The sequence below is a fragment of the Streptomyces sp. NPDC041124 genome (assembly GCF_055592385.1).
The window spans coordinates 347,177-359,415 of the sequence record NZ_JBVIYR010000003.1; the positions used below are offsets into that span (position 1 = coordinate 347,177).

The 12,239-nt window shown below is 74.8% G+C and carries 12 protein-coding genes; 9 read left to right on the forward strand and 3 right to left on the reverse strand.

The features are described 5' to 3' along the window. Positions 1 to 171 precede the first annotated feature (171 nt). Positions 172 to 1,371: a cytochrome P450 family protein gene (locus ACZ6A9_RS09840; protein WP_468981782.1), complete on the reverse strand. Its 1,200-nt coding sequence runs from the start codon at positions 1,369 to 1,371 to the stop codon at positions 172 to 174. A gap of 111 nt (positions 1,372 to 1,482) precedes the next feature. Here ACZ6A9_RS09840 and ACZ6A9_RS09845 point away from each other — a divergent pair, with 111 nt between their 5' ends. The 4 genes from ACZ6A9_RS09845 to bla all read left to right on the forward strand — a co-directional run bounded on the left by ACZ6A9_RS09845 (position 1,483) and on the right by bla (position 4,293). Next, on the forward strand, positions 1,483 to 2,223 hold the full coding sequence (locus ACZ6A9_RS09845) for a TetR/AcrR family transcriptional regulator (protein ID WP_468981785.1): 741 nt from the start codon (positions 1,483 to 1,485) through the stop codon (positions 2,221 to 2,223). 168 nt (positions 2,224 to 2,391) lie between these two features. Continuing rightward, entirely contained in the window at positions 2,392 to 2,772 is a 381-nt protein-coding gene (locus ACZ6A9_RS09850; RefSeq protein ID WP_468981788.1) for a MerR family transcriptional regulator, read from the forward strand. 241 nt (positions 2,773 to 3,013) lie between these two features. Next, positions 3,014 to 3,217 carry a cold-shock protein gene (locus ACZ6A9_RS09855; protein ID WP_004985680.1) on the forward strand — a complete coding sequence of 68 codons (204 nt, stop codon included), beginning with the start codon at positions 3,014 to 3,016 and terminating at the stop codon, positions 3,215 to 3,217. Between the two features lie 152 nt (positions 3,218 to 3,369). Then, on the forward strand, positions 3,370 to 4,293 hold the full coding sequence (gene bla, locus ACZ6A9_RS09860; RefSeq protein ID WP_468981790.1) for a class A beta-lactamase: 924 nt from the start codon (positions 3,370 to 3,372) through the stop codon (positions 4,291 to 4,293). A 24-nt stretch (positions 4,294 to 4,317) separates the two neighbouring features. On the opposite strand, the gene ACZ6A9_RS09865 is transcribed toward bla, so the two are convergent. After that, positions 4,318 to 4,638 carry an antibiotic biosynthesis monooxygenase family protein gene (locus tag ACZ6A9_RS09865; RefSeq protein ID WP_468981795.1) on the reverse strand — a complete coding sequence of 107 codons (321 nt, stop codon included), beginning with the start codon at positions 4,636 to 4,638 and terminating at the stop codon, positions 4,318 to 4,320. A gap of 309 nt (positions 4,639 to 4,947) precedes the next feature. Here ACZ6A9_RS09865 and ACZ6A9_RS09870 point away from each other — a divergent pair, with 309 nt between their 5' ends. From ACZ6A9_RS09870 to ACZ6A9_RS09880, 3 genes are all read left to right on the forward strand, one after another. Continuing rightward, entirely contained in the window at positions 4,948 to 6,087 is a 1,140-nt protein-coding gene (locus ACZ6A9_RS09870; protein ID WP_468981798.1) for a sugar ABC transporter substrate-binding protein, read from the forward strand. Positions 6,088 to 6,174: 87 nt separating this feature from the next. Continuing rightward, positions 6,175 to 7,119 (forward strand): RNA polymerase sigma-70 factor, encoded by a 945-nt coding sequence (locus ACZ6A9_RS09875; protein WP_468981801.1) that lies wholly within the window; start codon positions 6,175 to 6,177, stop codon positions 7,117 to 7,119. Between the two features lie 92 nt (positions 7,120 to 7,211). Next, positions 7,212 to 8,432 carry an NAD(P)/FAD-dependent oxidoreductase gene (locus ACZ6A9_RS09880; protein WP_468981803.1) on the forward strand — a complete coding sequence of 407 codons (1,221 nt, stop codon included), beginning with the start codon at positions 7,212 to 7,214 and terminating at the stop codon, positions 8,430 to 8,432. Positions 8,433 to 8,487: 55 nt separating this feature from the next. On the opposite strand, the gene ACZ6A9_RS09885 is transcribed toward ACZ6A9_RS09880, so the two are convergent. Further along, the gene (locus ACZ6A9_RS09885; RefSeq protein WP_468981805.1) at positions 8,488 to 8,937 is read right to left on the reverse strand and encodes a DUF5707 domain-containing protein; all 450 of its coding nucleotides are present in this window, start codon (positions 8,935 to 8,937) and stop codon (positions 8,488 to 8,490) included. Positions 8,938 to 9,202: 265 nt separating this feature from the next. On the opposite strand from ACZ6A9_RS09885, the gene ACZ6A9_RS09890 reads away from it, so the two are divergent. After that, the gene (locus ACZ6A9_RS09890; RefSeq protein WP_468981808.1) at positions 9,203 to 11,488 is read left to right on the forward strand and encodes a sensor histidine kinase; all 2,286 of its coding nucleotides are present in this window, start codon (positions 9,203 to 9,205) and stop codon (positions 11,486 to 11,488) included. After that, entirely contained in the window at positions 11,485 to 12,168 is a 684-nt protein-coding gene (locus tag ACZ6A9_RS09895) for a response regulator (protein ID WP_468981813.1), read from the forward strand. Before ACZ6A9_RS09890 ends, ACZ6A9_RS09895 begins: the two co-directional genes overlap by 4 nt. Positions 12,169 to 12,239: the final 71 nt, after the last annotated feature.

The window sequence follows — 12,239 nt, forward strand, 5'->3', positions numbered from 1 at the left end:
CACGTGTGCAGCTCGGGGCCCGGCCCCGGCCTTCCCGCGTCCGGCGACCCGTGCCCGACGCCCCTCCGGCATCCGACGACCCGCGCCCGACGACCGGTGTTCGACGACCGGTGTTCGACGACCGGTGTTCGAAGGCCCCTCCGGCGTCCGGCGTCCGACGACCGGCGGCCCTTACCCCAGCCGCACCGGCAGCGAGGTCAGGCCGCGCAGCAGGGTGCTGGTGCGCCAGGTGAGCGATCCGGGATCGGCGGCGAGGGCGAGGGAGGGGTGGCGCTCCAGCAGCAGACGCAGGGCGACGGCGGCCTCCGCGCGGGCGAGCGGGGCGCCGAGGCAGTGGTGCGCGCCGTGCCCGAAGGCCAGGTGGCCCCGGGGCCGGCGGGTGAGGTCGAAGCGGTCGGGGTCCGGGAAGGCCAGCGGGTCGCGGCAGGCCGCTGCGAGGGAGACGAGGACCGCGTCACCGGCGGCCACCGGGGTGCCCGCCAGGTCCAGCGGCTCCGCGGCGAAGCGGAACGCGCCGGAGTGGGCCGGTGCCGCGAAGCGCAGTGACTCCTCGATCGCGGCAGCGGTCAGGGCGGGGTCGGCGCGCAGCAGGGCGAGCTGGTCCGGGTGGGTCAGGAGGCTGTGCACCGTCGCGGAGATCAGGTTGACGGTCGTCTCGTGGCCGGCGACGAGGAGCAGGAAGGCCATGCCGAGGAGTTCCCCGGCGGCGAGTCCGGTCTCCGCGTCGTCCGGCGGTCCGGCGGCCGCTGCCAGGTCCGCGAGCAGGGAACCGTCCGGCGTGCGGGTCTTCCCGGCGATCAGTTCGGTGAGGTAGGAGGTCAGCGCGGCGGCCGAGGCGGCGGCGGCCTCCTGCCCGGTGGGCATGACGAGTTCGTGGGACCACCTGTGGAAGGCCGCGCGGTCGGCCCCGGGCACGCCGAGGAGGTCGCAGATCACCGTGACCGGAAGCGGCAGCGCGAAGGCGCTGACCAGGTCGGCGGTGCCCGTCCGCGGTAGCCGGTCCAGCAGCCCGCCCGCCACGGTCTCGATCCGCGGGCGCAGTGCGGTGACCCGGGCCGGGGTGAAGCGGTCCGCCACCAGCCGCCGCAGCCGGGTGTGGTGCGGAGGGTCGCTCTGCAGCATGTTCCGGCCGACGGCGTGCCCGCCGTCGGTCTCCCAGGTGGCGGAGTGCCGGATGTCGTTGCGCAGCCGGGGATCGGTCAGCGCGGCCCGTACCGCCTCTCGTGTGACGACCAGCCAGGCGTCACCGCTGCCCGGCACGTGGACGCGGTGCACCGGGCCCTTGTCCCGCAGGGCCGCGAGGACCGGGAACGGGTCGGCCGCCAGGTCGTGGCCCCCGGGGGCCAGTTCCTCCAGCGTGGGCGCTCGCACGTCGCCGTCCCCTCTCCGTCGAAATGGGGAGTGGTCCCCGTTTGTGGCCACGACGATAGCATCCGGGTCGGGGAGCGCTCCCCGCTTCGTCCGGAGGAAGAGAAGAACACGATGACCGTCGGTGAAGGACCCACCGGCCCCGAGGGCCGGGACCACGCGTCCGGGGGCCCTGCGCCCAGGCAGCGGCGGGACGCGCGGCGCAACCGGGACCGCCTGGTGGAGGCCGCGCACGCCGTCTTCTCCGAGCAGGGGCTCGACGCCCCGCTGGACGTGATCGCCCGCCGGGCCGGAGTCGGCAACGCGACGCTCTACCGGCACTTCCCCACCCGCGCGGCCCTCGTCGACGCCGTCTTCCACGACCAGCTGGCCGGCACCATGGCCGCCGGTGAGCACGCCCGCACCGTGCCCGACGCCTGGGAGGGGCTGACCGGCTACCTCCGCACCGTCTTCGCCACGCTCGCCGCCGACCGCGGCACCAACGACCTCATGACCACCCGCCTGGCGGACGTCGAGGTCCTCCAGGCCGTGCACGCCCACAACCGCCGGACCGTGGAGCTTCTGCTGGACCGGGCGCGTGAGCAGGGCGCCGTGCGCGCCGACGTCACCACCGAGGACCTGCTGTTCGCCCTGGCCGCCCTCGGTCGCGCCGTCCCGCCCCTGGTCACGGCCACCGCCCCCGACGCCTGGCACCGCCCCCTCGCGCTGCTCCTCGACGGCCTCCGCGCCACCGCCGGACCGGGCCCGCTCCCCGGTACCGCCCTCACCGGGGCCGAGCTGGGGGACGTGCTCGGGGAGATGGGCCCGCACCGCACCCGGACGGCCCAGGGCGCCGCAGGGAAGCGCACGGGGTAGTGACGGGCGGGGTGAGCGCCTCTGGAGGCGGCGTCCGCCGCGGTGGGGCCGGGCCGGCACATCTGCTTTGGCCGCGACAGTTTTTCCGCCGGGCCGACTAGAGTTCTTCCACGGGGAACCCGTCCCCGTGGCGGACCGTGCCCACCTGTGGTCCGCGGAAAGGCGCGCATGCCCCCGGAGAGCCAGCCGTACGCCGACGGCCGGCAGCCGGAACAGGACCGGCTCCCCGTCGCCGACCGGCTCGACGACGACCACTTCCCGGCCTACACCATGGGCAGGGCCGCGGAACTGGTCGGTGCGACACCCGCCTTCCTCCGCGCGCTGGGCGAGGCGGGGCTGATCACCCCGGCGCGCTCCGGCGGTGGTCACCGGCGCTACTCGCGCCACCAGTTGCGGCTGGCGGCCCGCGCCCGCGAGCTGATCGGCCAGGGCGCACCGCTCGACGCCGCGGCCCGCATCATCAGCCTCGAGGAACGGCTGGAGCGGGCCGAACGGGCCAACGAGGAGCTGCGCCGGCGGGAAGCGGGCGCGGCCCGGGGGCTCGGATGAAAATCTCCTCCGGCCGGAACAGAATTTCCCCCCTCGCTGCGGAAAATCTCTTTCCCTAAACACGCCATCGGGGTTTTATTCCAGTGATTTTCCTCGCTTGCCGTGAGCCCTTCCCGTGCTAGGCTGACGCCAGTTGCAGTTGTGGTTGCCAGTTTGCTACCGGGTCTCCGGGCAGGTGATCATCGCGACGATGTAGGGATTCGTAAAGTGCGAGTTCCGGCACTGTCTCAGGAGATTTGATATGGCCACCGGTACGGTGAAGTGGTTCAACTCGGAAAAGGGCTTCGGCTTCATCGAGCAGGACGGCGGCGGCGCTGACGTGTTCGCCCACTACTCGAACATCGCCACCTCGGGCTTCCGTGAGCTCCAGGAAGGCCAGAAGGTGACCTTCGACGTCACGCAGGGCCAGAAGGGCCCGCAGGCGGAGAACATCGTCCCCGCCTGACCTGTACGCAGGGATTCAAGAGCAGGGGTCCGCACTTCGGTGCGGGCCCCTGCTCTTTGTTTTCGCCCGATCGGCGCGATTCATTTACCTGCTATTCCGTATCCGCTCACCTGCCCGCGACGCCGTCGGCCGCCCGAAAGGAAGCATTCCCTGTGGCCCCCTCCCCCCGGCGCCGCGCGTTGCTGCTGGCCGCCGCCCTCGCCCCGGTGGCCGGATGCGCCACCGACGACGCACCCGCGCGCGCCGGCGACCGGGGCCCTGCGGCCTCCCCCGGCCGGTCCGCGCCCGCGCCGGTGACCCCGCGGGGCCTCGCCGATCTGGAACGCGAGTACGGCGCACGCCTCGGGGTGTACGCGCTGGCGACCGGTACCGGAGCCACGGTCGTCCACCGCGCCGACGAACGCTTCGCGTTCTGCTCCACCTTCAAGACGCTCGCCGCCGGGGCCGTCCTGGACCGCCGCCGGATCGCCCGTCTGGACGAGCGCATCCCCTACACCCGGGACGACCTGGTCGCGTACTCACCCGTCACCGAGCGGCACACCGGAGCGGGCATGACCGTCCGCGGCCTCTGCGACGCCGCCGTCCGGTACAGCGACAACACGGCCGCCAACCTGCTGCTGCGGGACCTCGGCGGGCCGCGCGCCCTCACCGCCCACCTGCGCGGACTCGGTGACTCCGTCAGCCGCCTGGATCATGTCGAACCCGAGCTGAACACCAATCCGCCGGGGGACCCGCGCGACACCACCACCCCCCGCGCCGTCGCCGCCGACTATCGCGCCCTCGTGCTCGGCGACGCCCTGCCGGCCGCCGAGCGGGCCCTGCTGACGGACTGGCTGGTCCGCAACACCACCGGTGACCAGCGCATCCGGGCCGGCGTCCCCCGGGGCTGGAGGACCGGCGACAAGACCGGCACCGGCGAGTGGGGCCGGGCCCACGACGTGGCCGTCCTGTGGCCGGACCGGGGCGCCCCGCTGGTGCTGCTGGCCGTCCTCACCGACCGCCCGGACCGCGACGCCGACCCCAGTGATCCGCTGATCGCCGAGGCCACCCGCCGCGTCCTCGCCGCCCTCGGCTGATCCCCAGGGCGGCGGCAGGGGCCGTCAGCCCTGCTTCGGCGCGGCCTGCTGGACCACCTCGAAGGACCACAGGGTGGCGTCCGTGGCCGCGGGGCGCGGCTTGTCACCGTGCTCGCCGCCGTGCGCGGCCTGGCCGCGGCCCGCCATCCAGCGCTGGAAGTCCTCCTCGGTCCGCCAGCGGGTGTAGACGAGGTAGGTGTCGGTGCCCTCGACCGGGCGCAGCAGCTCGAACCACTCGAACCCGTCCGAGTTCTCCACCGCCCCCGCCCGCGCGGCGAACCGCCGCTCCAGCGTCTCGCGCTGCTCTTCCGGGACCGTGAGTACGTTGATCTTGACGATGCTCATGTCCCGATTGTCCCGCAGCGGCGGCGCCGGGCACGCGCCGGGCCGGCCCTGGCCGCCGAGCGGCAGGCAGGCAGGCAGGCCGGCCGGTGGGGCGGAGTGTGCGGTCCGTGTGTTCTTCCTGCGTACGTTCCCGGCGCGCCGCGCGAGGAGGTCGTGACCACGCCCGCCGCACCGCCTCCCACCGGACACACTGCTGACCGACGTCCAGGGCGTGGCCGCGCACCGGCCCCGACGCCCTGCCGAGGTGCCGCGTCGGCTGCCCGGCCACGCGGCCGCCCACGCTGCCCGCCCGCCCGGAAGGCGCCCCACGTGAACCCCCGTACCGCCCCTGCCCCCACCTCCGTACGCCGTCGCGTCACGCTCCTCACCGCCGCGCTGTCGGCCCTCTCGCTGACCGGCTGCGGCGTCGTCGGCGCGACCGGCGCCGACGACGCGGGACCGGACGCCGCGAGCGACGACATCACCGTGGGCCTGCTGCTGCCCGACACGGACACGGCACGCTTCGAGAAGTTCGACCACCCGCTGATCGAGCAGCGGGTCTCCTCGCTCACCGACAAGCGGGGCGAGGTCGTCCACGCGAACGCCGGGGGCAGCAGCACCCGGCAGAGCGAGCAGTTCCGGCAGATGATCGCCGACCGCGTCGACGTGATCCTGGTGAACGCGGTGGACTCCGAGGCGATCGCGGCGGACGTGCGCAGGGCGAAGGCGGCGGACATCCCCGTCATCGCCTACGACCGTCTCGCCGAGGGCCCCGTCGACGCGTACGTCTCGCACGACAACGAACTCGTCGGCCAGGTGCAGGGCCGTGCCCTGGCGAACGCGCTCGGTGACGACGCCGAGAAGAGCAAGGTCGTGATGATGAACGGCGCGCCCGACGACCCGAACACGGCGCTGTTCAAGGAGGGCGCGCTCGGCGAGCTGAACGGCAGGGTCGACATCGCCCGGTCCTACGACACGGAGAAGTGGCTGCCCGAGGTCGCCGCGGAGAACATGCGCACGGCGATCGAGGAGGTCGGCGCCGGCAACGTCGCCGCCGTCTACGCGGCGAACGACGGCATGGCCGGGGCCGTCATCGAGACCCTCCAGGACGCCGGTGTGACCGATCTGCCGCCGGTGACCGGGCAGGACGCGGACCTCGCGGCCGTGCGGCGGATCGTGGCGGGGACCCAGTACATGACGGTGTACAAGCCCTTCCTCCAGGAGGCGACCGGGGCCGCGGAGATGGCGGTGGCCAAGGTGCAGGACCGCTCGATCCAGTTCGACGCGCTGGCCCGGGACCGCGTCGACAGCGCCACCCGGAAGGACATCCCGGCCATGCTGGTCCCGGTGACCGCCCTCACCAGGGAGAACATCGAGGACACCGTGGTGGCCGACGGCGTCTACACGGTGCGGGACATCTGCACCGAGCCGTATGCGGCGGCCTGCGCGGAGATCGGCCTCGTCCCGTGACCACGCGGCACCAGGGCCCCGGGGCCGGTGGCCGTGACCCGTCGTCCCTCAGGGCCGTCCCGCCCGACCGGAGTTAGGATCCGGGGCATGGCCCTGAGCGCGAGCGACGTGGAGCTGTTCACGGCCTCCAGGCCGCGTCTGGAGGCCATCGCCTACCGGCTGCTCGGTTCCGCGAGCGAGGCCGAGGACGCCGTGCAGGAGACGTTCCTGCGGTGGCAGGGCGCCGACGCCGCCGGCGTCCGGGTGCCCGAGGCGTGGCTGACGAAGGTCCTCACCAACCTGTGCCTCAACCAGCTCACCTCCGCCCGGGCGCGGCGCGAGACGTACGTCGGACAGTGGCTGCCCGAGCCGCTCGTCGCCGGTGACCCCATGCTCGGCCCCGCCGACACCGCCGAACAGCGGGAGTCGGTGTCGTACGCGGTGCTGGTGCTGATGGAGCGGCTCGCCCCGAACGAGCGGGCGGTGTACGTGCTGCGGGAGGCGTTCGACTACCCGCACCGGGAGATCGCGGAGATCCTCGACCTCACCGAGGCCGCCAGCCAGCAGGTGCTGCACCGCGCCAGGAAGCACCTCGCGCGGGGCAGGGCCCGTGCCGAGGTCGACGAGGCCGCCGCCCGCAGGGTCGTCGAGGAGTTCCTGGCCGCCGCCACCAGCGGCCGGACCGAGCCGCTGGTGCGGCTGCTCACCGAGGACGCCGTCGCGGTCGGCGACGGCGGCGGGAAGGTTCCCGCCCGCACCAAGGCGTTCGAGGGCGCGCTCGCGGTCGCCACGTTCATGCGGGGTCTGTTCACGCCGGGCAAGGGCAAGCGCGCCCTGGTCGGCGGCTCCCCCGGCATCCACGTCACGACCGTCAACGGCGGCCCCGCCCTGGTGGCGGTCGTCGAGGGCCGGGTCGTCGGTGTCATGTGCCTGGAGATCACCACCGAGGGCATCGCCGCCATCCGCAGCCAGGCCAACCCCGACAAGCTCGCCCGCCTGACGGAGCGCTGGGCGGCCGAGGACCACGGGGAGCCCCTGTTCCACGCCTTCTGAACGGGATATGACGCAGGTCACATCCCGTTCCTGTCAGGAAACGGCGGGCCGCCCGGTTCAAGGGGCGAACCCGCTGACGACAGGAGCAGGCCATGCAGCACCGCATCATCGTCCTCGGAGCCGGCTACACCGGAGCTTCCGCCGCCGGACGCCTCGCCAGGCGGCTGCGCCGCGAGGACACCGCCATCACCCTCGTCAACGCCGACCCCGACTTCGTCGAACGCGTCCGCAACCACGAGCTCGCGGCCGGCCGGCGGCTCCGGCGGCGGCCGCTCGCCGACATGCTCGCCGGCACCGGTGTGGAGCTGAGGATCGCCCGGGTCACCGCGGTCGACGTCGACCGGAGGGCCGTCACCGTCCGGGACGCGGACGGCGAGAGCGAGCTGGCGTACGACACCCTGGTGTACGCACTCGGCAGCGGCTGGAACGACCAGGGCGTCCCCGGTGCCGCCGAGCACGCCCACGAGATCGCCGGCCACGCCGGGGCGCTCCGGGTGCGCGAACGCCTCGCCTCGCTCGACGCCGGACAACGGGTGGTCGTGGTCGGCGGCGGTCTCACCGGCCTGGAGGCCGCGACCGAGATCGCCGAGGCCCGACCGGACCTCGACGTCGCCCTCGCCGCCCGCGGCGGACTCGGCGACTGGCTCTCGCCCAGGGGCCGCGGGCACCTGCGCACGGTCTTCGGGCGGCTCGGCATCACCGCGCACGAGCACACCGACGTCACCGCGGTCCACGCCGACCGCGTCACCACCGCCGCCGGCGCCTCGATCCCGTCCGCGCTCACCGTGTGGACCACCGGCTTCGCCGTCCACCCGATCGCCCGGGCCACCGGCCTGGAGACCACGGACACGGGCCAGATCGTCGTCGACGCCACCATGCGGTCCCTCTCGCACCCCGAGGTGTACGCCGTCGGTGACGCGGCCCTGGCCATGGGCCTCGGCGACAAGCCGCTGCGGATGTCCTGCGCCTCGGGCACCCCCACCGCATGGCAGGCCGCCGACGCCATCGCGGCACGCCTGACCGGGGGGAAGCTCCCCCAGGTGTCGATCCGCTACTTCAACCAGTGCGTCTCGCTGGGCCGCAAGGAGGGCCTCATCCAGTACGTCACCGCCGACGACCGCTCCGTGAACGCGGCCCTGACCGGACGGCTCGCCGCCCTCTACAAGGAGCTGGTCTGCAAGGGTGCCGCCTGGGCCGTGGCCCACCCGACGCTCGGACTGCCGACCCGGCGCCGCGCCGTACGCGCCGCGGCCACCACGGCCCCCGTGACACCGGCCACCGCGACGCACCCGGCGACCGAGACGGCGGCCTGACCCCGCGCCCCGGGCACAGGGGCCAGGACCACCGGGCGACCACCAGGCCCCCGGGTCAGCCGGTGAGGTCGAAGGCGGCGGCGCGCGGTGCGAACACCGTGCCGCCGTCCTCGGCCGTCGCCAGCGCCGAGACGTACCAGGTCCCCCTCTCCAGCCCGGCCGCCTCCTCCCGCGTCACCTCCAGCGTGTAGGTGCAGCGGGAGGTCGTGTCCGTGGTGGCGCGGCAGGTGGCGCGGTCCACGTGCCGCATCTCCGCCTCGGTCGGGTCGAGATGCGAACGCGCGGGCCACGCGAGGACCTTGACGTCCCGGACGCCCGAGTCGTCGCTCACGTCCGCGGTGAAGGTGATCGAGCCCGGTGCGGCGGCGGTCGGGGCGACGTGGCGGACCGAGGCGTTCCTCACGGCCGGCTCCGTGGCGGGCCGGGCCACGGCGAATCCGCCGGCGGCCACCCCGCCCACGACGACCGCACCGATGAGCGACGACACGACGATGTGCTTGTGCATGACGGATCCCCCTGGGACGAGTGTGTGGTGGAAGCGGGAAGGCGGTCGCGGTGACGGGTCGTCCCGCCGCCCTTCCGATGTGACCGAGCCTAGGAGCGGGCCGCCCCCCGGTCCTCGGGCCACGGGACGAGAACCGCCTGGAACCGGAGGTGGAGAACCCCGCTCCTCCATCCACCCGGCCCCCGTCTGCAACCCAGGTAAGAGGGCGGAATCCCCCTCCAGCCGGAGTCGTGCCGTCCCGGTGCCGCCCTAGCCTGAATCCGTCATGAAGCGAATCGACGACCGGCTGCTCCCGGTCCTGCTGCTGTGCGCCCAGGCCGTGGTGTGGCCGGGGGCGGCACTGGTGGGTGGGGACGTCCCGTCCACGTCCGCCCTCCTCGTGGCGGGCCTGGTCGCCGGGCCCGTCACCGCGCTCCTCGCCCTGCGCCGCGCCCGCCCGGTCACCACCCTGGTGGTGACCGCCGCCGCGTGCGCGCTCGGTGCGGGGCCACTGCCCGCCGGGGCGATGGCGGTGCTCGGCACCGCGGGCGTGGCGCTCGCCCTGTTCACGGTGGCGACCGAACGCGACACGTTCACCTCCGTGCTGTGCGTGGTGGCCCTCGCGCTGTGGCAGCTCCTGTACGGGCTCACCCTGCACGGGATCAGCGAACGCGACGGACTCGACCTGGTCCTCACCGCCCTGCTCTACGCCACCGTGTGCGGAGCCGGCCTGCTCGTCCGGCGCGCCCGCCGCACCCGGCGGGCGTCCGAACGGCTGCTGCGGCGGGCCGAGTCCGAGCGCCACCGGCTCCCCGCGGTCGAACGGCGCCGGATGGAGCGGGAGTTGCACGACGTCAGCGCCCACCACCTGACGGCCGTGGTGGTCACCGCGGGTGCCGCCCTGGGCCTGCGCGAACGCCGCCCCGAACTCAGCCAGGAGGCACTGCGGTTCGCGGTCGACACCGGTCACGAGGTGACCCGGGCGCTCGGCGCGGTACGGGCCCCGGCCCCCTCCGGCGAGGACCAGCCGTCACCGGAGGAACGGCTGCTCGACCTGGTCGCCGGGTTCCGGCGCCTCGACCAGCGGGTGGACGCCGAGATCGACCCGCTGCCGGACGGGGCCGTCGCGGACGCGGCGTACGGCATCGTGCGCGAGGCGCTGACCAACGTGGCGCGGTACGCCCCCGGAGCCCCCACGCGCGTGCTGTGCCGGTACGGCGACGACCGCACGGACGTCGTGGTCACCAGCGGGGCGCCGCAGCCCGGCACGCCGGCGTACGGCGCGGGCCTCGGCGGGGGACGCGGGCAGGGCTTCCTGCGCTCCCGGGCACGGGAAGCGGGCGGCACCCTGACCACCGGCCCCACCCGGGAGGGCGGTTGGGAGGTGCGCGCGGCCCTGCCCGGGCGGACCGCCGCCCTCACGGAACGGCCCGGGACGCGCGGCTACCGCCTGGCACAGGTGACGGCGGCCGCCGGACTCGTCCTGCAGCCCCTGCTGCCCACGCTGGTCATCCGGGCGGAGAGCCTGCAGACCGGGTCGCACGTGTCGGCCGGTGTGCTCTTCGCGCTGCTCGCCGCCGCGCAGGCCATCACGCTGCTGTGGCTGCGCCGCGCGCCGCTCACCGCCCACGGCGTGCTGTTCGCCCTGGCCGCGCTCTGGCCGGTGGCGATGGCCGCGGGCGGCTACGCCGGCCCCGTCGTCCTCCCGCCGGCGCTGAGCATGCTCGCCACCTGTGCCGCGCTCGCCGCGGACGCGTCCGGGGGCCGCCCGCGTCCCCTCCTGCCGGCCGCCGCCGCGGTGGTGCACGCGGCGGCCCTGACCGCCGCCGTCCTGGACCGGGGCACGACGGCCCCCGGGTGGGCGGTCGCGGTGTCCGCCACGGCCGCGGCGTCCCTGGCGGCCGGCGCGGCCCACGGGTGCGGCCTGCTGCGCGGCCGCCGCGAGCGGGCCGCCCGGGGTGACCGGGACGCAACGCTCGCCGCCTGGACCGAGGAGGCGGTGCGGGACGCCTGGGCCGAACGCCGCCGCATCGCCGGCGGGCTGGAGACCACCGTGCTGGCGCGCACCGCCGACATGGTCACGGAGGCCGAGGCGGGACGTCTTGACACCACCGCCGAACGCGCCCGTGAGGCCCTGGCCGCGATGCGCGCCCTGCTCGACACCGTCCGCGAGGGCGAGGGGGAGCGCGCACTGCGCCCCCAGCCGACCCTCCAGGCGCTGGACCTGCTCGCCCGCCAGTGCCGGGCCACCGGCCGCGAGGTCGGGATACGCCTGACCGACCGCGTACCGCGGCACCTGCCGACCGCCGTCGACCTGGCCGCCTACCACGCCGCCGAGACGCTCCTCGCCGCCGGCGGCGACGACCGTCCGGCGCTGCTCGAACTCGACATGTCGGAGGGTACGTTGACGATCACGGCCACCGGTGTCGCACCCGCCGCCCACCCGGCCGTGCGGGAGCGGCTGGCGCCCCGTCTCGCGGCGCTCGACGGCACCCTGGACGCCGGGCCCGCGGACACGGTCCGCCTCCGGCTGCCGCTGGCCACGGGCGGCGGGGAGGAGAGGGAACGATGAGTCTCAGGGTGCTGGTCGCCGACGACCAAGGCATCGTACGGGCGGGGTTCGCCGCCGTGATCGACGCGGAGGAGGACATGACGGTCGTCGGCGAGGCCGCCGACGGAGCCGAAGCGGTGCGCCTCACCGAGGAGTTGGCGCCCGACGTGGTCGTCATGGACGTACGGATGCCGGAACTCGACGGCATCGCCGCCACCAGGATCATCACCGGCCGCCCGGACGCGCCCCGGGTGCTGGTGCTGACCACCTTCGACCTCGACGCGTACGTCTTCGAGGCACTGCGGGCCGGGGCCTCCGGGTTCCTCCTCAAGGACGTGTACGCCTCCGAACTGCTCCAGGGCATCCGGGTGGTGGCCGCGGGCGAGAGCGTCCTCGCGCCGTCCGCGACCCGCCGCCTGATCGGGCACTACGCCTCCGGGGCGGCCGGCGGGATTCCGGGGGAGCGGAGCCCCGGCGCCCTGGACGGCCTCACCGACCGCGAGCGGGGCGTGCTCGCCCTGGTCGCCTCCGGACTCACCAACGCGGAGATCGCCGCACAGCTGGGCATCACCGTGGGCACCGTCAAATCCCATGTCAACGCCGTCCTGCGCAAGCTCGGGCTGCGCGACCGGGTCCAGGCCACGATCCTCGCCTACGACCTCGGTCTCGCCCGCCCGAACCCGCCCGGCACCCACCTCTGAACGCGCCCGTGCCGGACCCGGACCGACCCCGGTCCTGCGGCCCCGCACCACCTGACCCGCACACCCGGGAG